We start from the raw sequence: 21,831 nt of genomic DNA on the forward strand, positions 1-21,831 counted from the left end.
ACCTCATTCCACTCGACTCTTGTAGTTAGGCGACTGGGTAACATTGGCAATATACACGGTAACAAAAGACACCGGAATACCCGTAATCTCATGTACATGATCATGTATCGCCTTTTGCAAATCCGATGTCAGCGTTGGAATGGGTGTCTCGCCATCCACCACTGCACGGATCATGATCTCCAATCCCGATTCAACCACACGAATACGTGCCTTGACATCACGTACTCCCCGGAAGCGGGAAGTCGCTTTCAGACAGAGATTTTCAATCGTCTCCATTGAGATCTGCACATCACCGTATTCCGTACGCTGATCTACAGATGGCAACGAAGCACGTCCACGCCGTACCGAGATGTAAAAAAAGCGCAAACTCAGGATAAACAAAATCGCAGCTGCAATAACGGCCGCAACAATGACGTTCTGTTCTTGCTGGTAATTCAATTCGTAAGGCAGTACTCCACTAATGAGTAGAATAACAACTGCCGATATTGCTCCAACGCTTATGCTGTATATAAACAACAGAAGCCGATCCAGTATTTTCGCCACGAACTGCACAGCCTCCCTTGCTCACTACATTGCTCTTAACCAGTACTATGCATTATATCAACAGCCCTCATGGAAAAGATCACCATGAACACCTGTCCAAGACGGGATAACCCCCGGCAGCTATGCCGGGGGAATCTGTCTTCTTTTATTTTACACGCTGACTGTTCAGGTCAATCTCTTCGACTTTCTCGGTGCTCTTGAACTGAACATCATGAATATGCACATTAACCTCGTTCACATTCAATCCAGTCATATTCTCAATGGAACGTTTAACATTTTGTTGAATTTCAGTTGCCACTTGTGGAAGACGATAACCATACTCGATGATAACCGATACATCCACTGCAGCCTCACGTTGACCTACTTCCACTTTTACGCCTTTGGAGAGGTTTTTGCGGCCAAGCAATTCAGCAAATCCACCAGCGAAACCGCCGCTCATGCCAGCTACTCCTTTTACCTCAACCGTAGCCAGTCCAGCGATCACTTCGATAACTTCAGGTGCGATCTGGATTTCACCGATATCCGTTCGTTCAAATTCTGTCGGCAGTGTACTCATAACTGTTCAACACACCTTTCGCATAATAAGTTTGCGGCCATCCGTCAGGGCGCTGTCCTACGGGCTTGATGGCCTCTGGGCACCCTTCCGGTCCGGCTTTACCGGAACTCCTGCAAACTTCACCACAAATGTGCGGGCTTATCCCTTGCAGGAGACATGCGCTCTTATTATTACATACTATATCATTTGGGCTAGTTTATGACAAACAAGTCCAATATGCCTGTTAAATCTCGTTTTCCTCGAGGAATTTAATATCAAAATCACCCCGAATAAACGTTGGATGTTCCAGCAATTTCTGATGGAAAGGAATCGTAGTGGAGATGCCTTCAATGGCGAACTCACCGAGCGCACGTTTCATCTTGGCAATTGCCTCTTCCCTGTTCGCACCCCATACAATCAATTTTGCAATCATGGAGTCGTAAAATGGAGAGATCGTATAGCCCGGATACGCTGCACTATCCACGCGCACACCTGGACCACCTGGTGCAAGATAGAAGCCAATCTTACCTGGTGAAGGCATGAAGTTTCGATCCGGATCTTCGGCATTGATACGGCATTCGATCGACCAGCCGTTGATCACAACGTCTTCCTGACGGAATGACAATGGATTACCCTCAGCAACCGAAATCATTTCACGAATCAGATCCACACCTGTCACCATTTCCGTAACCGGATGTTCCACTTGAATACGCGTATTCATTTCCATGAAATAGAACTCCCCAGTAGGGCTGAGCAAAAATTCAAGTGTACCTGCTCCCGAGTAGTTCACAGCGAGTGCTGCGCGTACTGCGGCCTCACCCATCAGTGTTCGTACTTCTTCATTAATAACAGGACAAGGAGCTTCTTCCACCAGCTTCTGACGGCGGCGTTGAACAGAACAATCACGCTCGCCTAGATGTACTGCATTCCCGTGCTTGTCCGCAATGATCTGAATTTCCACGTGTTTCATACCTGTCAGGAACTTCTCGAGATAAACTCCGCCATTGCCAAAAGCTTTCTGTGCTTCCTGCTGGGCAGCCGTAATCTGCTTGATCAGCGCTTCTTCATCTTCCGCAATACGGATCCCTTTACCTCCGCCACCTGCGGTAGCTTTGATAATTACAGGATAGCCGATATCCCGGCCAATCATAATCGCTTCTTCCATGCTTTCGACGAGACCGTCAGATCCCGGAATAACCGGAACGCCTGCATCTTTCATCGTTTGCTTCGCGACAGCCTTGTCACCCATTTTGGTTATCGCTTCAGGGGAAGGACCGATAAAGGTAATATTGCAGGAATCACAAATTTCCGCAAAATCGGCATTCTCCGCAAGGAATCCATACCCAGGGTGTATTGCATCACATTCGGTCAATGTCGCTACACTCATCAGGTTTGTAAAATTCAGATAGCTGTCCTTGGACAGTGTAGGTCCAATACAATAAGCCTCATCTGCAAGACGTACATGCAATGAATCCTTGTCCGCTTCCGAATAGACCGCTACTGTCGAAATACCGAGCTCACGACAGGCACGAATAATACGTACCGCAATCTCGCCACGGTTCGCAATTAGTATTTTTTGAAATTTCATTTCGTTATTGTCCTCCTTCGAAGCTCATGCGGTTGCCGCTCTCCGGCGATTTACCGTTATTCCGGTTTAACCAGGAACAGGGGCTGTCCATATTCGACCAGCTGTCCGTTCTCAACCAGCACTTCAACGATTTCTCCCTTGATGTCGGCATCAAGCTCGTTCATCAGCTTCATCGCTTCAATGATACATACCGTTGTTTTATCAACAACTTTATCACCAACGCTTACAAAAGGACCCGCTTCCGGTGAGGAAGCTCTGTAAAAAGTACCCACCATCGGAGATACAATTTTATGTAAATGGCTTGTAGTATCGACTTGCGGAGCTGCTTCTGTTACCACTGCAGCAGGTTGTTGCACCTGAGGAGCAGCAATCACTTGCGGTTGAACCGCAGCTGCCTGAACGTACTCGGTTTTACCCGGTTTGCGGATCGACAAACGTGACCCTTCATTTTCAATTTCCAACTCCTGAACGGAACTTTCATCCACCAGTTTGATCAGTTCTTTGATCTCACTCAATTTAAACATTTCCATTATTCACTCCTTCGGCATCATGCCAGTCTCACTAGGACGGTCATATGGCTTTATGTATTATATCATAATCATTAAAAATGGAAAGAGCCCGAGACTTTAACAAGCTCCCGGGGCACTTCTCCATGGATTGGATTACTGTTCCGTTACGTACTGCACGCTGATTTTGTTTTGCGTTACAGCAAGCTCTTTCATGACCAGATCCACGATAGAAACCGCCTGCTTTACATCCAGTTTATCACTAAGCACGACCACTTTATACTTGTCAGCATCTTCTTGTACGATCGCGTTGGCAAACTGTTGGGACAACGTTTCTTCAATGCCGTTGATTTTGGCTTCTTTTTCCTCCAGCGTACGGAGCTCTTCAGTCGCTTTGGCATTTTCCTCTGGCGTTTTGCTCAGATCGCCGGCGATCGTCATAAGCTCCTCATACTTACGATTGTTGCTCTCTTCACGCTGCCATTGATAGTTCTGGAACTGGCTGCTGGCGGATGCTGCTGTATTTTGTTCTTCCATTTCCTTCAATACTTCTTCATCCGTTTTGGTTGCACTTCCCTCTGTTTCGCTGCCTGCAGCGTCAGGCGCTGTAGTTGTCCCTTTATCCGTTTCTTGATTTGCTTCTGCCTCGCTAGCCCCCGGTTCAGTTGCAGGAGCTTGCTCCGTTTCAGCAGCTTCCTGCCCATCTGTGGCCGCTGGATTTTCAGTCGACTCGGAAGCTGGCTGCTCGGCAGCATCTGTACCTGTTACTTCGCCCTCATGAACTACTTCGTTCATAACCAGCCCCTCTGTAGGATCAAGGATGCCGGCTGCCTCTTTCACTTCCCCCTCCTTCATGCCATCTACCTGCTGACTCTCGGCAACTGGTGCATTAACCGGCCCTGAATCCTCAGTGAACAGATAGTAAGCGGATAAAATGACCATCAGACTCAGCATGGAAACGAGCCATACCGTTTGGCGTTTGTTATTCATAAGAACTTCCTCCTCAAAATTAGCTTGATTCATATGATAATCGGGCCATGCAAATGATCGATCTTGACTAGTCCTGTTTACGCGGAACAACCGATATTCGGTAAGCTGCGACATTCAGTCCTTTTTCCACGGCATCTGTAATCAGATCTTTTACAACCTTGTTTTCGGCGCCTTTGGCAACAACGAGCACCCCCCTGATCTGTGGTTTGAGTTTTTTCGTAACAATCGGTGTCTGATCCCCTGAGCTTTCATAAGTAATGATCTCGCCATCCCGGGTGTATTGGGTCATGTGCCGTTTACCCCCGTTGGCATCGGTCTCCTCAGTAAGTTGCTGTGAATCTTTTACATTGCGCTGTACGACAAGTTCCTCGGTTGAATCCACGGTGACCATGACATCAACAGTTCCTACACCAACGATGTTTTCAAGCACGCCTTTGATCTTGTCTTCAAATGCAAATTCTATGGCCTGAAATGGATTTTGATCTGCCGGATCATTTGGTAAAGATGCCATGGATGCTACCGGATCTGGAGGTTCCCGGCCGATGTTCTCGGAATCAATTTTTTTAACATTGACGAACGAGTTGAACAGCATAATTCCTACCCCGATCAAGCCCAGAATAATAAGCCAGCGGAACGTCTGGCTTCGCCTGGCTCCGCCTTCCCCACCGCCGAGCAGGGCTTCAATCTTTTTTAGCCATTGCTTCATCGGATACCCTCCTTTTTTACAGCGCCTCAGCGTTTTTCTGTTCCATTACCTGTACCTTGGTCGCATCGATATCCCACTTTTCGGTCAGCAGTGTAATAATCTGAACGGCCCGTTCTGAGCGGGATGAACTCTGCTCTTCTTGGTGACTGCCTCCGGAAGCACCGTTAACAGGCTCGGATTCTGCTCCATTCGCTTCATCCTGATCGGGAGAACCTTCATTCGCTGCATCTGGGTTATCCCTTTCTTTTCTCACCTCAATCTGAACTTCAGGCACCTGTACCTGTCCTATCTCGATTGGCTTCGGGGAGGTTGAGGGTGCATTAGGTCCAGTACCATTTTCAGACTCGAACACCGGACTGGAGTTTACCGCCTCATCTTGCTGTTCAGAATCATTCTGCTTGATACTTCCAGGTGAGGACATTTCCACCATGACTCTTTCAATCACAGGCAGATCCACCGCGGAAGAAGCTTCTGTGCTGGTTTGAAGGTTTGACATGACCAACTGGACTTCTACGGATTGAACACGCTCTCCCGTCGTTTCCTCGATCTGTCCTTTCATCACATTCGCCAGTTCTCGTGCCGTCCACTGCAGCGATTGTTCCTGCTCATTCGATTGCAACCTTCTGCCCTGAGCCAGAATTTGTTCCAGTGTGACATTCCCATCAGCTGGCGAATCCATGGCTGTCATGGCCCGCTTCAGTTCACCCACCGGATCACTACGCAGGAGCTTGGTGATGGGCGACAGGAGCGTGAGGAGGATAAGGAGGCTCAGCACAAGCTTGACGTAACGCTCCATGGAGCGATTGGGCAACAGCATATCCACAAATGTCGCCAGCAGAACGATCATGATTAATTCCCGGAGCCAGCTGCTCAGCCACCCCATCCTTCCAGCTCCTTTCCTGTTTCACGCGCTCACCTCATCATGATTGTCAGATTCCCTGCCGTAAGCAGGATCGTTATGGCAAGAAAAAACATCAAGCCTACAGCCGCCAAAGCTGCAAATACATAGATCATTGATTTTCCGATAGCCTGCAAGCACCCAACAATCGGCGTATCTCCGAGCGGCTGCATAATCGCTCCGGTAATGTTGTAAATGAGGGCAAGTGTCAATATTTTTAGTGCCGGAAACGCGCATAAAAACAAGATGATGATGACACCTGTTAGTCCAATGGCATTTTTAACCAGCATTGAAGCGGTAATGACCGTGTCTGTTGCATCCGCGAATGTTCTTCCCACAATCGGGACAAAATTGCCTGCAATATACTTGGCTGCTTTGAGACTCACACCATCGGCAACGGAGCTTGATGCACCCTGCACGGAAATAACGCCCAGAAACATGGTCAGCAGAATGCCGAGCAAGGCAATGCTAATGTTGCGCAGCAGATCAGCGAGCTGGGTCAGCTTGTACTTGTCTGATATCGAACTGACAAGGTGCAGTACAGCCGAGAAGAACAATAGCGGAAACACCACGATGTGAATCAAAGTGCTGACCAGATGGATCATGAAAATGATCAACGGATGCGTTACAGAGACGGTGATGACATTGCCCATGGAGGCCAGCAGCGTGAAAAGCAAAGGCACCATAGCCATCATGAAGTTAACCATGCCTTCGATGGCTTCCTTGGCATAACCAATAGCCACGCTAAAGCTATTAATTGCAATGACGATGATGACCATGTAACAAATGGAGTAGGCGATTTTACTAATATTGTTTTTCTCAAATGCCGTCTGCAAAGTCTCTAAAATCATGCTCAGCACACTCAGCATCACAATGGTGACCAAGAGTTTGCCGTTATATAAAATCTCATGCAGCATGAAGGTCCCAATGGCAACAAACACCGATTTCAGGCTAAATCCCTCATTACCAGGAATAAGCATATCCATGAAAGAAGGTGTTTTCCCGTCTGGAAAAAAACCTCCGTATTGCTGCATGAGCTGGTCCCAATATTTCTCCACCTGATCCTTGGGAAGCTGGTCAGCCTGCTGCTGCATCCATTCATCTGAAGGCGAGCTTGCTGCAACCTGTCCCATAATGGCAAACAGAAAACACAGCACCAGCACGATTGTAAGGGGCCATCGCGGCTTGTCTTGCATGATGTTCATTTGCTTCCGCTCGCCTCCTTCTTAGACTGGCATCAGCTTCATGACGGTTTCAATAATAATGCTGATGATTGGAATAGCGAGTACGAGGATCAGCACCTTGCCGGCGAGCTCGATTTTGGAAGCAATGCTCTCCTGGCCGGCATCCCTGACAATCTGTGCACCAAATTCGGCAATATAGGCTATGCCAATGATCTTCAGCACGGTTTTCAGATAGATATTTTCCATGCCTGAATTTTCGGCCAGCCGCTTCAGTACCTCAATCACTGCGCCAATCTTGCCAATGAGCAGCATGAAAATCACAATGCCTGTCGCAGCGGCAATCAGAAAGGCAAACATCGGCTTCTGTTCTTTAACGATGAGAATAAGAACTGTTGCAATCAGGGCCAGACCCACGACTTGAATAATTTCCACAGGTCACCACCATCCCGGCTTCATGACCGTTTTCATTGGAACAGAAATATCGATTTGATCTCTTGCAGCAGGCTGTCCAGCATGCGAACAACCATGAACAATACAACGACAAATCCGATTACGGTCACCCAGTGCGCCATATCTTCCTTTCCCATTTGTTTCAGCACCGTATGAATCATCGCAATGATGATTCCGATGCCCGCAATTTGGAAAATTGCGTTCACTTCTAAGTTCATGACCTTGGCACCTCGCTATCCCGGCAATTTCAAAAGATCAGAATGACGATTAACGCTCCGACAAGCATCCCGAGACTGCGGCTCATCCGTTCGTATTTCATTTGATCGGCCTGAGCACGGGATTCCTCATGCATAAGTTGTTGAATGGCTAGCGAAATGTGTTTGGTCTGATCCTGACGGTCGCTGGTGCCAAGACTGTAGCTTAGTTGCAGCATAACTTCCCTCTCATCCGCTTTCATGGCTGATTTTCCCCATGCTTGTTCAATTCCGGACTGTAGACTCTCGCGCGCAGTATGACCCAGAGGGGGCTCCATCTGTCGGGCTGCATGGAGAAACAGCGTTTTGACGGGTTCTCTGGTTTGTGCGCCCATTTTCCCCATCGCATCGGGAAGCGGGGTTAGTCCGTAATTGATTTCAGTCATCAATCGCTGCAGGGCTGCAATCAATTCTCGCAGTTGCTTAGGCCTGAGCGCATACTGCTTCGCACGGTAGAAGCCGGCGAGTGTACTGGCCAGCAGGATAATTACGGCACCGAGCATGTTAACCAAATGCCTCACCTCCTGCCCCCGAGTGCTGAAGACCTCGCATTTTAGCATCTGCCAGTCTGAAACTCATCCCTTGGCTCGTCCGTTGCAGCTGAACATAACGCTGGAACATCTGCGCTTCGATCAGGGTACGCAAAGCCGGTCTGGAAGACAGCTCGGCGAGGTCTCGGCCGTGCGCGGTTGCAATAACCGAAACACCGGAATGAAGAGCTTCCATTACGGCTTCAGCATCTTCCGGACGACCGATCTCGTCCACAATCAGCACATCCGGAGACATGGAACGAAGCATCATCATCATGCCTTCGGCCTTTGGACATCCATCCATGACGTCCGTCCGAGGACCTATGTCGAAGCCGGGTACACCTTTATAACTTCCGGCGATCTCGGATCGCTCATCCACAATGCCAACCTTGAGACGGGGTCTCAGCCCCTGAACCAGCTCGCTCACACCTGTAAGTTTGGTTCCACTGCTAATCTGCCTGGCCAGATCACGAAGCAGCGTCGTTTTCCCTTGCTGGGGAGGAGAAAGTATCAAAGTATGGAATACCTGTCCGCTCTTCATATCCAGAAGATGAGGCAGGATTCGATCAGCTACCCCATGTACCTCCCGAGCAACCCTGACGTTGAAACCATTAATATCGCGCAAATACTCCACTCGGCCGCCGCTAAGTACGGTTCTGCCAGCTAATCCAATTCGGTGCCCTCCCGGAATCGTGATGAATCCTTTGCGCAGCTCCTCTTCCAATGTATAGAGCGAATGGTTGCTGATCAGATCCAGAAGCCTGTGTGTCACCTCTTTTAGAGGAATGTAGGCTTCTTCAGGCTTAGCTGTCGGGCTGCCCTGTGCGGTAAGGAAGTGATAGGAGTTCCCTGCATTGATCTCGAGCGGCCTTCCTTCACGGATGCGCACTTCCTCCACTTGCTCCAATAAAGCGGGCGGTATCCTTCCCAAAATGGTTCGAATCGGTTCCGGAAAGAGATCCTTCCAGTTCACCTTCATGAATAGGCCCCTCCAACCCTTGAAATCATATTTACCGCGTTTCTGGTGCTTGTTCCTATCTCAAGTTTATGCCTGTACATTCAATTTATGACGCTGAAATCTAGCATTTCTTCAGAACTGGGGTGAGAGTCAAAAATCATAGATCGATGCCTCTTCTAGGCACCCGTCTATATCATTGTGCATATAGTGCTTGCAGACAGGTGAAATCCATTCCGGAAGGAAGACAGAACCACCTATCCCCAAATGAAGAGAGGAGTTGTGGGGAGTGCAAGTCGATGTGGTAGGAAATGTGAATGAAGTCCGAAGAATCGATATCGCAGGTCGGAGTGCCGTAGTAATCGACGTACTGCGTACAACAAGTACTATCGTTACCGCTCTGGCAAATGATGCCGCGGCTGTCATCGCAGTGGAGACCGTTCCTCAAGCCAAACAGATGACAGTAAAGGATTCGATTCGTGGCGGGGAGCGTTTCAACAAAAAAATCGCTGGGTTCGAGGCGGGCAATTCCCCCTATGAATATATGACGCAGGACATTGCAGGCAAAACCGTTATACTGACCACAACCGATGGGACGCGCGCTTTGATCAAAGCTGCCAGGGCTAAACATGTGCTGGCGGGCTCGTTTCTGAACGTGCAGGCTGTCGCCGCTGCTCTCTGTCTGCTCCGAAGAGACGTTCTATTGTTATGCGCAGGGGATCAGGATGAATTCGCACTTGAGGATGGCTTGTGTGCAGGATGTATTATTGAAGAGCTGTATCGGCAGTCCCTTTTCCCGATCAGGCTAAACGACCTGGGTAGGGTGCTTCATCAGGCTGCTGCTCAATGTGAAGACACGCTGCCGGATCTTGTCCGGGTATCCACAGGCGCAAGGCGACTTGAAAAACTGGGCAGGATGCATGATGTCACCTACTGCTCGCAATTAAACTTGCTGGACTGCGTACCGGAGATGAGAGAAGATTATCGTATGGAATTGTTTCGGGGCATGGAAGGGGAGAGGATCTCCAAATTGCTGTAATCCGTAGAAAAAAGGTGTTCTGCCGCCTGATGGCGATGCAGAACACCTTAAAGTTCATTTCCTATTGAGACAGATTATCTGCGAACTTGCGGACCACCAACAACGGCCTGTTCTGCCGTGTCAAGATCGTACGCTGTATGCAGTGCCTTAATTACCTCATGAAGTTTATCACCATCAATGACACAGGATACCTTAATCTCGGACGTGCTGACCATTTTGATGCTTACGCCTTCAGAGGAAATCACCAGGAACATTTTGGCTGCAACGCCCGGATGGCTGACCATGCCTGCGCCAACGATAGATACTTTGACCAGATTTTCTTCAGACGTGACTTCACGGTATGGCAAACGGCTGTGGAGGCCTTCAAGGACACGCAGCGCGTTCTCGCGATCAGACAGTGCAACCGAGAATGAAAAATCTGCTTTACCGTCCATTACACCACTTTGCACGATAATGTCGACATCGATCTGTTCAGATGCCAGCGCACCAAATACCTCGGCAAGAACTCCCGGTACATCCGGAACTCCCAAAATACTGATACGAGCCACGTTTTTGTCATAGGCAATTCCGCTCACCACGACGCCTTGTTCCATTGCTGCTTCCTCCTTCACAACCGTTCCTTCATTATGGTTAAAGCTGGATCTTACAATTAAAGGTACACCGGAATGCTTCGCGTACTCAACCGCACGCGGATGCAGTACCGCTGCTCCGAGATTTGCAAGCTCCAACATTTCGTCATACGAAATTTCCTTGAGTTTGCGCGCCACTTTTACAATCCTCGGGTCTGTAGAATAGATTCCATCTACATCCGTATAGATCTCACACGCATCCGCCTTGATGGCTGCTGCCAGTGCTACAGCCGTTGTGTCGGATCCACCGCGACCAAGGGTTGTAATCTCTCCATCTTCAGTCATGCCCTGGAAGCCTGCAACAATAACAATATTGCCTTCAGCAAGCGCTTCATTCACACGTTCCGGATGAATATCGTTAATACGAGCTTTTCCGTGTACAGGTTCGGTACGGAATCCCGCTTGCCATCCGGTGAACGAAATCGCTTTACGTCCCAGTGCCTGAATGGCCATGGACAATAACGAAATTGAGATCTGTTCACCTGTGGTTAACAGCATATCCATTTCGCGTGCAGGCAGTTCACTATTCAACAGCTTCGCCTGGTCAATCAGATCATCTGTGGTGTCTCCCATCGCCGAAACCACAACTACACACTGATGTCCTTCATCAGCTTTTTCTACAACACGTCCGGCTACACGCTTCATGCGTTCCGTATCTCCGACCGAGCTGCCCCCAAACTTCATGACGTACAATGACAACGCAAATCCACTCCCTACCTTGTGCAGTATGCATAATTATGTCCATCGCCATTATTCTCTCCGAAAAATGACTTTAACCCAGTATATTACGAAAGCGTGCGATAGGCTAATCTTTTTTCGAAAAAACCCTCTGCCAAATGGTTGGCAAAGGGTTGAAATCATTGTGTATTTAACTTACACCCTGTGAAAGTTACGCGCGGGAAGAGTATTTACCTTCACGTGTATCGATCAACAGCACGTCGCCTTCGTTGATGAACAATGGCACTTGTACGTTCAGGCCAGTTTCCACTTTAGCGTTTTTGGTAGCACCTTGAGCTGTATTACCTTTAACACTTGGCTCAGTCTCGATAACTTTCAACTCTACGCTTGTTGGCAGGTCGATACCGAGGATTTCACCTTGGTAGCTAACGATTTTTACGTTCATGTTTTCTTTCAGGAAGTTCAATTCCCATTCCAGTTGGTCACTTGTCAGCGTGAACTGGTCATACGTTTCGTTGTCCATGAACGTGTGCTCTGTACCACTTGCATACAGGTAAGATACACCACGGTTTTCGATGATGGCACGTCCGATCGTTTCACCTGCACGGAATGTGCGCTCAACGGTGTTACCGTTACGCAGGTTTTTCAATTTGGAACGTACGAAGGCAGCGCCTTTACCTGGTTTAACGTGTTGGAAGTCAAGTACGGTGAAGATGTCTCCATCCACTTGTACGGTCAAGCCTGTTTTAAAATCGTTTACTGAAATCACGAAAAATCCCTCCTGATATGGTTGAAAAGTAGGCGATATAAGACGATGGGTTAATGAAATTCGTAAAATGAAAGAGAAGAGATTCCACCTAGTTCACTCCGATTGCAGAACCATCTTTCGATCGCTGTTATCCCCGGATTTTTTGATTCCTTTTTTCAAGGGGAAAATCCGGGGATAAAGGCGAACGCTGCGCTTCTACAGATTGTTTCTGCACTCTCCGTTATGGTGTAATTAACTTTTCAATTTAATCCACATTAAAAATCGTCCTATATCGCTAGTGGCTAGAATGTTAGCCGATAACGGTAAACTTCTTGTCCGACTTCGTTAAGATATGAATGCCTGTTTCCGTGATTACTACGTCATCCTCGATCCGTACGCCGCCAAGTCCGTCAATGTAAATCCCCGGTTCAACGGTAACAACCATGCCCGGTTTCAATACATCGTCACTGAGCTTGGACAAGCGTGGAGCTTCATGGACTTCCATACCCAGGCCGTGGCCCGTGCTGTGTCCGAATTGATCTCCATATCCGTATCCTGCAATGATATCACGTGCCAGTGCATCTGCTTCCCGTCCGGTCATGCCCGGTTTCAGGTTCTCAAGCGTATGTAACTGGGCTTCCAGTACAATGTCATAAATTTTACGCAGCTCTGGTACAGGTGTACCCGTTGCGATGGTGCGTGTCAGATCTGAACAGTATCCGTCAAGCAAAGCACCGAAGTCAAATGTAATTAACTCATTTTGTCCAATCACCTTGCTGCTCGCTACGCCATGCGGCATCGCGGAACGTTCACCTGAAGCTACGATGGTGTCAAAGGAAGATGATGTCGCCCCATGCTTGCGCATGAAAAACTCCATTTCCAGATCCACTTCACGCTCAGTCATGCCTGGTTTGGCAAACTGTAAAACGTGGCTAAACGTTGCATCCGCCAGATCAGCGGCTCTTTGCATTACAGCGATTTCATCCTCGTCCTTGAAGATACGAAGTTGTTCCACAATTCCGGAAACGGCTTTCAGTTCAATGGACTGAAGCGCTTCAGCATAAGACGCGTGCGTGCCAAACGTAACCGTATCCTGTTCGAAGCCAACCTCTTTGATGTTCGCTGATGCAAGCAGTTCTCGCACCGATTCCATCGGTTTCGGTCCATGCTCTACTACAGTAAATCCTTTAGCTTGCTGCGGTGCCTGTGTCATATAACGGAAATCGGTCAGCAAGTATGCTTCCTGTTCCGTAATCAACACATATCCCGCTGAGCCTGTAAATCCCGTCATATAACGGCGGTTAATGGGGTTCGTAATTAGCATTGCTGTGAGTTCGCGCTCACGCATGGCCTCACGCAACTTATTTACTCGTTTGTTTTCCATCGGTAACCCTTCTTTCTCTCACATTCCCGGGTCCCCGGCTCAGGTTTGTTTGTCCAGATGACGCACGAGAGCCAGCAGTCCCAGTTCATAGCTTACTTCACCAAATCCGGCAATCTGCCCGATTGTTTCTGCAGCAATTACTGAATGATGTCTGAAAGCTTCGCGTGCATGAATGTTGGATAGATGAACTTCCACGGTAGGCACTTTCACTGCATTGATGGCATCACGTACAGCATAGCTGTAGTGGGTTAGCGCTCCGGCGTTCAGCATGATTCCGTCTGCATCGCCCATCGCTGCGTGAATACGATCAATGATGTCCCCTTCGTGATTGGATTGATAAAAAGCGATGGAGACGCCAAGCTCCTCTGCCTGTCTGCGAATTTTGTCCTCAATATCCTTCAGACTAAGCGTTCCATAGATGCCGGGTTCACGTACACCGAGCATGTTCAGGTTCGGGCCATTGATCACAACAATCCGTTTCATAGCTGCTCCATCCTTTCTGCAAATAACCATCTGCTATTTTAACACAGCCATTGCCGGATTGAGAAGCTTTTTTGCGGCTATGCTCCCGCTTTCTCGGGCTCGCGTTTCCGTTCGTCCGTGAACTCCATGGCTACGGTATAGCCGATGAACAGTCCCCACAGCAGAAAGAAACAAAATTCCGTAATGATTGAATCCCATGTCAGACTGCCTATAGGCTTCACCATCCCCAGTTTAGGACCTACCAGAACAAAGATGATCAGCCACCAAACGATCCCGTAGCCAATGCCGGGTAAGGGACCTTTCCATTTTCTCAGAGTAAATGTGTAAATCAATGCGTCCACAATGGAAAACACGATAAAAAACAGCCAGCCTGTCAGATGCCCTGCAGCGGTATATATATAGTCATGTTTGTAAAAGGGCTCTGCCAAAAATCCCAACGGCACAACGCTGAAGTGCAGCAGGTAGTTTAGCCAATGCACTCCCCCCCAGATGAAACCCGCAAAAAATCCGAGCTCTACTGCAAAAGGAAACGGCTTGGTATAATAATGCTGCCCCTGGCGCTGTTTTGAGCGTCTGCCCCGATTCGTATCCTCCTTCACACCCCCATGTTTTGCATCCATATGAGATGCGTGACTGTCTGTATATTCTGCCATCTATATTCTCCTTTGCTCTCAGTCTGCTGTGACGCTATAAAACCGGATTTCATTCATTCTCTACCGGGTAGTATGTTCAGAACAGGACAAACTTAACAACAACATCTCCGGATTGTCCTGCAAACTAGAAATTGGTCTCAAAATTCGATACAATAGGGATATCAAACTACCTTTGAACCAGAGGGTATAGAACAGAATAGGAAGGTGAATAATTTGCCTCAACAATCCAAGCCTGTCAGCTACGGGGGGCAAGCTGTCATTGAAGGCGTAATGTTTGGCGGTAAACATGTCAACGTTACAGCTGTTCGAAGAAAAGACGGCGAAATTACGTATCTGGAAGTTCCCAAGCAAGACAAGACCTGGGTCATGAAATTGCGGCGGATTCCGTTACTGCGCGGGATTGTCAGCATTATAGATTCAAGTGTCAAAGGAAGCAAACATCTCAATTATTCTGCTGACGCTTATGCTGATGATGAACTCGAACCTGAAGAGAAAGCGAAACAAAAAGAAAAAGAAGGTTCCGGCTGGAGCCTTAGCATGATTATTGGTGTCACCGCCGTAGCCATCCTTTCATTCCTTTTTGGTAAAATTGTGCTTACGCTTCTCCCTGTTGTCATTGAGAATTTCTTGTTCAAAAATGCATTCGACAATCAGTTTTTGCATAATTTACTGGAAGGCGGCATCAAGCTGGTTCTGCTGCTTGCCTATCTGTGGCTGATCTCACAGACGCCGATGATTAAACGCCTGTTCCAATACCACGGAGCAGAACATAAGGTAATCAGTGCTCATGAAGCTGGCGAAGAGCTTACACCTGAAAATGTTCAGAAATACAGTCGACTGCATTACCGCTGTGGAAGCAGCTTTATTATGCTGACGGTGATTATCGGTGTATTCCTGTACTCGCTTTTCACCTACGACAACCTATGGGAACGGATGGGACAGCGCTTGCTGCTGCTGCCTGTAGTTCTGGGAATTTCCTTCGAACTATTGAAGATGACCAACTCGGTACGTGACATTCCTGTACTGCGTTATCTCGGATATCCTGGACTATGGCTGCAATTACTTACCACCAAAGAGCCAACTAACGAACAGGTGGAAGTATCTATCGCTTCGTTTAACCGTATGCGTGAACTGGATGCCCAGCTTGCCAATGTATCAGCTACGTCGGAAGTGCCCGTTGCCACACTCGATCCTGTGAAAGGGTGATTGATATGAACAAGCAGGCGGTCATGACTATTGTTTTTTGGGCAGCCATTGCTCTTGCTGCCTTTGGAATAATAAGTTCACTGGGAAGTAAAGGTTTGTTCGGTCTAGTTATTCCTGTTGTCGTTCTTGGAGCTATATTCCTGCTGTATAAATACCCGCCGCGGCGTTGGGCACGCAAAACCAAGCCGAAGATTAAACCTTCGGCACGTACCATGGCCAAAGTGAAAGCCCAATCCGGAACCGGAGCAAGAAAGAGCAGCGGTTCTTCCAAAAAACGCAAAGATTATCCCTTTCATGTCATTCAAGGAAATAAAGGAAAAAGCGACGAAGATATTCCCAAGTTTCACTAGTTTCGATATGGAATATTGGAAAGCAAAAAGCACTGCTTCTTAACAACGAAGCAGTGCTTTTTTTTATACTGGCGTTAGCGGAGGTGTTTGTGTCAGCTTCCTCCGCTGCTCTCTTTTTTGTTTCTCCAGCTGTTCATCGTAAAGCTTCGTGCTCCAGTGACTGAAAAACTCCGTACCTGCGGCAACACCCGATAAATATAACGCCGTACTGTCCTGCACGGACAGATTAAACTGTGTTGGTTTAATGCCCAAGGTTGGTATTTTAACCGTTCGGAAACGATTAATCTGTTCAATATACCGCTCATCATGGGCCGTAAGCATCGTTTCAACCAGCGCCTGAAGCATGCTTAGCGGGCCTTTGACCCTGCTCGGCTCCCCTTCTGTTTTACCAACCATTTTAAAACCGACCACAGGTATGATGTCTCCACCACGCGCTGTACGTTCACCATCGAACAGCCATAAGGGGAAATTACTAAGTAACCCTCCATCCACTATATATACAAACTGATCCGGAAAACGCATGCCTTTGGACATCACGGGTGACTTGCGAATGACCACCGGATCGAAAAAATACGGAATACTGCAGCTCATTCGGACGGCTTTGGCTACTTCGAACTTGTCAGGATCAATGCCGAACCGACGTATATCATCAGGCAGCACCAGAATGGTCCCGTTAGAGATGTCTGATGCGGTGATCAGAAGCTTACCTTGTGGAAGGTCCCCGAATGTCCTGATTCCTTTTTGTTTGAGCATTGTGCCAATCCAGGATTCAAGCGCCTCTCCAGAATATAATCCTTTTTTCAAAAACAACCTTGCAGCTGGTCCAATCCAGCGTGTATCAAATATGGGTGAACGGCGCAGTAAAGAGGCAAATGGCGTTTGTTCTATAATGGATTTCATCTCTTCCGCACGATAACCGGCGGCGATCAACGCAGCCACGATCGATCCGGAAGAAGTTCCGGCAACACGGTTAAACTGAGCTCCATAATCCTGAGCACTCTGCACTGCACCCGCAAGCGAAATCCCCTTTACGCCACCGCCCTCAAACACCCCATTGATTAGCATAATAAAAACCCCCGTTCTCCAGGCAGTCCATTACTACTGCCACTCTATGAGAACAAGGGTTGGTCATATTACGCTAAAATGTTTTAAAGTCCATAATAGGTTTTTAGTTTGGCGATCAAACCCAGCGGATTCTTCGTCAAATATTGTGAACTAAAGAATATATCTCCTTTTATCGTATCATACTTCTCATTGTATACGAGCTGATCAATAATTTCCTGAGATGTCTGCCAGCCGACTTCAGGTGTACCGAGCTTATAAGGTGAATGCCCAATGTACAACTTCACATCCGTATTAGCGACCTCATTTGCCCACCAGTCCACCACTTTGTCATAGCGTGCAGCACTTAACGTCATGCTCCAGTAGACTTGCGGTGCAACATAGTCAATCCATTCCTGCTTGATCCAAGTTCTCACATCCGCGTTCATGCTGTCATAAGCGGTGACTCCTGCTTTGGTATCGGAACCTGTAATATCCACAGCTTTGTTACGCCATACACCAAAAGGACTAATACCATATTCCACACCAGCTTTTACTTGGTGAATGCTCTCTCCAAGCTGTTTAACAAACTGATTGATGTTATCCCGCCGCCATTCAGCACGGTCTTTGGTATTCAATGTGTTATAAGCCTTAAAGGCGGTGTCATCGTTAAACGTTACGTTGGACGGGTAGAAGTAATCATCCAGATGAACACCATCAATGTCATATTGATTGACCACTTCCATGATCGTGTCAATAATATGCTGTCTGGCTTCAGGGATTCCGGGATTAATGTAAAGTTTGCCGGATGCATTCACAATCCAGTCCGGGTGCAGTTTGGAAACATGGTTGGCTGCCAGACCCGCTGTACTTGCAAGATTGGTAGCACGGAACGGATTAAACCAAGCATGGAATTCCAGGCCCCGTTTGTGAGCTTCCTCAATCATGAAGGCAAGTGGGTCATATCCCGGATCCCTGCCCTGGGTTCCAGTTAGGACACTATTCCATGGTACAAGACCCGAAGGATAGATGGCATCCGCATTGGCCCGAACCTGAACAAATACAGCGTTGATTCCCATGCTTTGAAGTGTATCCAGCTGCTGAGTGTACTCCAGCTTCTGCTTCTCCACATTCCCTTTCGCACTGGAGGAAGGCCAATCGCCATTCACCGTTGAGATCCATGCACCACGCATGTCATCGGTGCTTGGAGTACTGCCTGTGCCCCCTGGGTTTGCAGGAGTAGCCGGATCGGGTACAGGCGCATCTCCTGTCGTCAGATTAATCGTCTGTGCCGACTGATTCCAATTCACTGTAATACCGAGGTTTTCACTGACGAATCGAATCGGAACCATAACACGGCCCTTTTTTAATTCAACCGTTGCATCCAGGCCAACCAGTGCACCATCAACCGTTGCTTGCTGGCGGCCGCTGGTCATGGTGATGACCGAATCGGAGTTCTTGATCGTTACGGTTCTTGATGCCTGTGACCAAAGCACGGACGCACCCAACCCTTCACTAATCACACGCAGCGGGACCATCGTCACATTCACCTTGGGCAAAATGTAAGGCGAGACATCGGATTCCAATCGTTGACCATCCAGATTAATAACAATTTCTTTTGCTGAAGCAGCCTGCGCACTCAGTCCAGCGGTTTGTAAGCCTAGGATGAAAATGAGCAGCAGGATCAATCCATTACGAAACTTCATCAGTGCAATCCTCCATCATCATAAAATTCTCGGCAAATTCTGCTAGTTTAATAGACGCTCCAAACGATAAGTTAGTTGCGATTAATCGCCAAATTATGGACAACAAAAAAACAGAGAGTGATTCTCCGTCATGTACAAACGACAAAGATACACCCTCTGTTTTTTTGTTTTTCTGCCGCACAATAGGAACAAAAGCAAAAGTCCTGTGCTGCCTCAGGATTCGGTGTTACTCATGAGTTCCTGAATATTTTGAAGATCACGCAACCGATTTTCATCTTGACGGAAATATTCCACAAGAGACTCGATGCAGGTAATGGAGTCCCAACTCAGATGATGCTCAATGCCTTCCACATCCTTGTAGATATTCTCCTCCTGAACACCAATGGTTGTCAAAAATTGTTCAAGCAGATGATGGCGCTCCATCAAACGTTTCCCCATCTTTTTCCCTTTTGGAGTAAGCACCAACCCACGGTACTTTTCGTAAATCAGGTACTCGTCTTTGTCCAGCTTTTGGATCATCTTGGTCACCGATGAAGGATGCACTTCCAATCCTTCAGCTATATCTGACACACGAGCATAGCCCTTTTCATCAATCAATTTGTATATACGCTCCAAATAATCTTCCATACTGGGCGTTGGCATCTGCTTCCCTCTCTTCTCTCTGACCAGCAATATTCTTGCCTGGTCCCTATCTTATAATGATACATGTTATCAATACGCATTGGCAAGTCTTGTACGAATCCATCGCTATGTACGTTATAACACATCCATGCTCCTGTCTCTGTACGAAAGTATTGCCAAGCGTGACTTAAACCCATGTGAGGCAAACTAAGCAAGGTTTCGTATTGAAAGGAGTGATTTCGTGAGTACAAGCGTAGCTCAGCCCCCGGTTCGCAAAGCAAAAGGCACTAAACCCTTTATTCCCGATTTGGTCTATTTTGAACCCGGTGCGCTGGAATATGAGAAGGGAAAACGGATCATGGAATGGGTTACATCCAAGGATATCCCGTATCAGATGACAACTTCCCATAACCGGATTACCAATCTTCCTGGTGAAACGGAACAAGAAAAATACCGCATGGCGAAGCGTACCCTGGTTGTAGGTGTACGTAAAACACTCAAATTCGATCAGTCGAAACCTTCAGCCGAATACGCCATCCCGATCTCCACAGGATGCATGGGCCATTGCCATTATTGCTATCTTCAAACCACGCTCGGAGCCAAGCCTTATGTCAGGGTATATGTAAACACCGAGGAGATCATTCAGGCAGCCAAAGGGTATATTGATGAACGTGCGCCTGAGATTACCCGATTTGAAGCAGCCTGTACTTCCGATCCGGTAGGACTCGAACATATAACTGAAAATTTGAGTGATCTGATCCGGTTTATGGCGAATGAGGAATACGGACGTTTGCGCTTTGTGACAAAGTATCATCATGTGGATCCATTATTAAACATCAAACATAACGGTCATACCCGTATCCGGTTCAGCGTCAATTCGGATTATGTCATTAAAAACTTCGAACCTGCCACTTCAAGATTTGAAGAACGAATTGAAGCTGCAGGCAAAATTGCACATGCCGGGTATCCGTTAGGGTTTATTATCGCTCCGATCATGTGGTATGACGGTTGGCAGGAAGGATACGCCGAGCTTCTGCAGAAGCTTGCCGATACCCTACCGGAAGAAGCAACGAAGGATCTTACTTTTGAAATGATTCAGCATCGTTTTACCAAAACGGCGAAAGCAACGATTGAGAAACGGTACCCCAAAACCAAACTCGAAATGGACATCGAGAAAAGAAAGATGAAATGGGGACGCTGGGGTCAATATAAATATGTGTATAAGGATGACCAGCAGGACGCGCTGCGCGAGTTCATCACCGAGCAAATTTTCGAACATTTTCCGTTAGCCAATATTGATTATTTCACCTAAGCACTGACAACATATCGAATTTATCAAAGGTAGCGATCAAAAAAGCAGGTCACATGGGTCAGAATATTCTCTGGCCTTCATGTAGCCTGCTTTTATTTCTACGCTAGATAATCATCCAATCTGGTGTAATCTGCTGCAGCCATATGGTGATTTTCGTCATTTGATCCGTAAACAGCAGCACACCCAGAAACAGCATCAGTGCTCCCCCGACTTTCATCATGACATTGGAATAACGTAAGATCCAGCGAGTGGAACCAATGAAGAAAGCAAGAATGAAAAAAGGTAAGGCAAAGCCAGCCGTATAGCCAGTAATTAACGCCAACCAGGTTGTCGGTTCACTCGCTGCCATCGCGATGATTGCAGTCAGAATGGGGCCGATACACGGTGACCATCCAGCCGAGAAGCCTATCCCAAAAATAAACGAACCCAGGTACCCCGCTGGTTTCCATTTCATATCCAGCTTGCGTTCCTTCATCAGAAACTGTGGCTTGAATACCCCTAACAGGAACAAGCCCATCAACATAATTAAAATAGCCGAGAGCTGACGAATCAAATCACGATTATCGTTAAAAAAGCGCCCGAACAACCCTGCCCCCAGTCCCAGCGAATAAAATACTGCCGAGAAACCCAAAATAAACGCCAGCGTGTGCGTTAACGTCTTAAGCCGGACTTCACGCTGGTTGCGATCATCTTTTAACCTTTGTACTGTCATTCCCGTGATGTAGGACAGATATGAAGGATAGAGCGGAAGACAGCACGGTGATATAAATGAAGCCAATCCTGCGACAAAAGCCAGCCACACATTAACATCAGGCATGAAGCGGTTGTCTCCCTTCCTGGGC

25 protein-coding genes are annotated in these 21,831 nt (G+C 47.6%); 4 read left to right on the plus strand and 21 right to left on the minus strand.

Going from position 1 to position 21,831, the window contains the following annotated elements; genetic code table 11:
* Positions 1-3: 3 nt before the first annotated feature.
* The 12 genes from amaP to spoIIIAA form a co-directional block, all read right to left on the minus strand.
* Complete coding sequence (gene amaP / locus HP552_RS11395; RefSeq protein WP_175395593.1) at positions 4-543, minus strand: alkaline shock response membrane anchor protein AmaP; 540 nt, start codon at positions 541-543, stop codon at positions 4-6.
* Positions 544-688: 145 nt separating this feature from the next.
* On the minus strand, positions 689-1,099 hold the full coding sequence (locus HP552_RS11400) for an Asp23/Gls24 family envelope stress response protein (protein ID WP_024630996.1): 411 nt from the start codon (positions 1,097-1,099) through the stop codon (positions 689-691).
* 223 nt (positions 1,100-1,322) lie between these two features.
* A complete protein-coding gene (gene accC / locus HP552_RS11405; protein ID WP_175395594.1) occupies positions 1,323-2,666 on the minus strand; it encodes an acetyl-CoA carboxylase biotin carboxylase subunit in 1,344 nt (447 codons plus the stop codon).
* A gap of 56 nt (positions 2,667-2,722) precedes the next feature.
* A complete protein-coding gene (accB, locus tag HP552_RS11410; RefSeq protein WP_175395754.1) occupies positions 2,723-3,190 on the minus strand; it encodes an acetyl-CoA carboxylase biotin carboxyl carrier protein in 468 nt (155 codons plus the stop codon).
* Between the two features lie 138 nt (positions 3,191-3,328).
* A complete protein-coding gene (locus HP552_RS11415; RefSeq protein WP_175395595.1) occupies positions 3,329-4,162 on the minus strand; it encodes a SpoIIIAH-like family protein in 834 nt (277 codons plus the stop codon).
* 67 nt (positions 4,163-4,229) lie between these two features.
* Entirely contained in the window at positions 4,230-4,868 is a 639-nt protein-coding gene (gene spoIIIAG / locus HP552_RS11420) for a stage III sporulation protein AG (RefSeq protein WP_175395596.1), read from the minus strand.
* A 16-nt stretch (positions 4,869-4,884) separates the two neighbouring features.
* On the minus strand, positions 4,885-5,751 hold the full coding sequence (gene spoIIIAF, locus HP552_RS11425) for a stage III sporulation protein AF (protein ID WP_175395597.1): 867 nt from the start codon (positions 5,749-5,751) through the stop codon (positions 4,885-4,887).
* 29 nt (positions 5,752-5,780) lie between these two features.
* Positions 5,781-6,971: a stage III sporulation protein AE gene (gene spoIIIAE / locus HP552_RS11430; protein ID WP_175395598.1), complete on the minus strand. Its 1,191-nt coding sequence runs from the start codon at positions 6,969-6,971 to the stop codon at positions 5,781-5,783.
* A 21-nt stretch (positions 6,972-6,992) separates the two neighbouring features.
* Positions 6,993-7,382, minus strand: a complete 390-nt coding sequence (gene spoIIIAD / locus HP552_RS11435) for a stage III sporulation protein AD (protein ID WP_095359283.1) — start codon at positions 7,380-7,382, stop codon at positions 6,993-6,995.
* A 32-nt stretch (positions 7,383-7,414) separates the two neighbouring features.
* Complete coding sequence (gene spoIIIAC / locus HP552_RS11440) at positions 7,415-7,618, minus strand: stage III sporulation protein AC (protein ID WP_017687585.1); 204 nt, start codon at positions 7,616-7,618, stop codon at positions 7,415-7,417.
* A gap of 29 nt (positions 7,619-7,647) precedes the next feature.
* Positions 7,648-8,166 (minus strand): stage III sporulation protein SpoIIIAB, encoded by a 519-nt coding sequence (spoIIIAB, locus tag HP552_RS11445; protein WP_175395599.1) that lies wholly within the window; start codon positions 8,164-8,166, stop codon positions 7,648-7,650.
* Positions 8,159-9,163 (minus strand): stage III sporulation protein AA, encoded by a 1,005-nt coding sequence (gene spoIIIAA, locus HP552_RS11450; RefSeq protein WP_175395600.1) that lies wholly within the window; start codon positions 9,161-9,163, stop codon positions 8,159-8,161. The genes spoIIIAB and spoIIIAA overlap by 8 nt, the downstream gene beginning before the upstream one ends.
* A gap of 265 nt (positions 9,164-9,428) precedes the next feature.
* Here spoIIIAA and HP552_RS11455 point away from each other — a divergent pair, with 265 nt between their 5' ends.
* Complete coding sequence (locus tag HP552_RS11455) at positions 9,429-10,178, plus strand: 2-phosphosulfolactate phosphatase (protein ID WP_175395601.1); 750 nt, start codon at positions 9,429-9,431, stop codon at positions 10,176-10,178.
* 74 nt (positions 10,179-10,252) lie between these two features.
* On the opposite strand, the gene HP552_RS11460 is transcribed toward HP552_RS11455, so the two are convergent.
* The 5 genes from HP552_RS11460 to HP552_RS11480 form a co-directional block, all read right to left on the minus strand.
* Positions 10,253-11,506 carry an aspartate kinase gene (locus HP552_RS11460; protein WP_175395602.1) on the minus strand — a complete coding sequence of 418 codons (1,254 nt, stop codon included), beginning with the start codon at positions 11,504-11,506 and terminating at the stop codon, positions 10,253-10,255.
* A 190-nt stretch (positions 11,507-11,696) separates the two neighbouring features.
* Positions 11,697-12,254, minus strand: coding sequence for an elongation factor P (gene efp, locus HP552_RS11465; RefSeq protein ID WP_095290413.1), 558 nt, complete (start codon positions 12,252-12,254; stop codon positions 11,697-11,699).
* A 289-nt stretch (positions 12,255-12,543) separates the two neighbouring features.
* Positions 12,544-13,617 carry a M24 family metallopeptidase gene (locus HP552_RS11470; RefSeq protein WP_175395603.1) on the minus strand — a complete coding sequence of 358 codons (1,074 nt, stop codon included), beginning with the start codon at positions 13,615-13,617 and terminating at the stop codon, positions 12,544-12,546.
* Between the two features lie 39 nt (positions 13,618-13,656).
* Complete coding sequence (gene aroQ, locus HP552_RS11475) at positions 13,657-14,100, minus strand: type II 3-dehydroquinate dehydratase (protein ID WP_076291868.1); 444 nt, start codon at positions 14,098-14,100, stop codon at positions 13,657-13,659.
* A gap of 77 nt (positions 14,101-14,177) precedes the next feature.
* A complete protein-coding gene (locus HP552_RS11480) occupies positions 14,178-14,753 on the minus strand; it encodes a YqhR family membrane protein (RefSeq protein ID WP_175395604.1) in 576 nt (191 codons plus the stop codon).
* A gap of 213 nt (positions 14,754-14,966) precedes the next feature.
* Between HP552_RS11480 and HP552_RS11485 the strand changes: the two genes are divergently transcribed.
* Both HP552_RS11485 and HP552_RS11490 read left to right on the plus strand, forming a co-directional pair.
* On the plus strand, positions 14,967-15,959 hold the full coding sequence (locus HP552_RS11485; protein WP_175395605.1) for a DUF1385 domain-containing protein: 993 nt from the start codon (positions 14,967-14,969) through the stop codon (positions 15,957-15,959).
* 5 nt (positions 15,960-15,964) lie between these two features.
* Positions 15,965-16,309, plus strand: coding sequence for a hypothetical protein (locus HP552_RS11490; protein WP_175395606.1), 345 nt, complete (start codon positions 15,965-15,967; stop codon positions 16,307-16,309).
* A 63-nt stretch (positions 16,310-16,372) separates the two neighbouring features.
* Here the strand turns inward: HP552_RS11490 and HP552_RS11495 are convergent, their stop codons facing one another.
* The 3 genes from HP552_RS11495 to mntR all read right to left on the minus strand — a co-directional run bounded on the left by HP552_RS11495 (position 16,373) and on the right by mntR (position 19,698).
* Positions 16,373-17,374 carry a patatin-like phospholipase family protein gene (locus HP552_RS11495; RefSeq protein ID WP_175395607.1) on the minus strand — a complete coding sequence of 334 codons (1,002 nt, stop codon included), beginning with the start codon at positions 17,372-17,374 and terminating at the stop codon, positions 16,373-16,375.
* A gap of 83 nt (positions 17,375-17,457) precedes the next feature.
* Entirely contained in the window at positions 17,458-19,056 is a 1,599-nt protein-coding gene (locus HP552_RS11500) for a family 10 glycosylhydrolase (RefSeq protein ID WP_175395608.1), read from the minus strand.
* A gap of 213 nt (positions 19,057-19,269) precedes the next feature.
* Complete coding sequence (mntR, locus tag HP552_RS11505; RefSeq protein ID WP_175395609.1) at positions 19,270-19,698, minus strand: transcriptional regulator MntR; 429 nt, start codon at positions 19,696-19,698, stop codon at positions 19,270-19,272.
* A gap of 220 nt (positions 19,699-19,918) precedes the next feature.
* Here mntR and splB point away from each other — a divergent pair, with 220 nt between their 5' ends.
* Positions 19,919-20,989 (plus strand): spore photoproduct lyase, encoded by a 1,071-nt coding sequence (gene splB / locus HP552_RS11510; RefSeq protein ID WP_175395610.1) that lies wholly within the window; start codon positions 19,919-19,921, stop codon positions 20,987-20,989.
* 103 nt (positions 20,990-21,092) lie between these two features.
* Here the strand turns inward: splB and HP552_RS11515 are convergent, their stop codons facing one another.
* Complete coding sequence (locus tag HP552_RS11515) at positions 21,093-21,806, minus strand: cytochrome c biogenesis CcdA family protein (RefSeq protein ID WP_175395611.1); 714 nt, start codon at positions 21,804-21,806, stop codon at positions 21,093-21,095.
* Positions 21,807-21,831 lie beyond the last annotated feature (25 nt).

It is taken from the genome of Paenibacillus xylanilyticus (assembly GCF_013359935.1).
In the GTDB taxonomy this organism is placed as follows: domain Bacteria; phylum Bacillota; class Bacilli; order Paenibacillales; family Paenibacillaceae; genus Paenibacillus; species Paenibacillus xylanilyticus.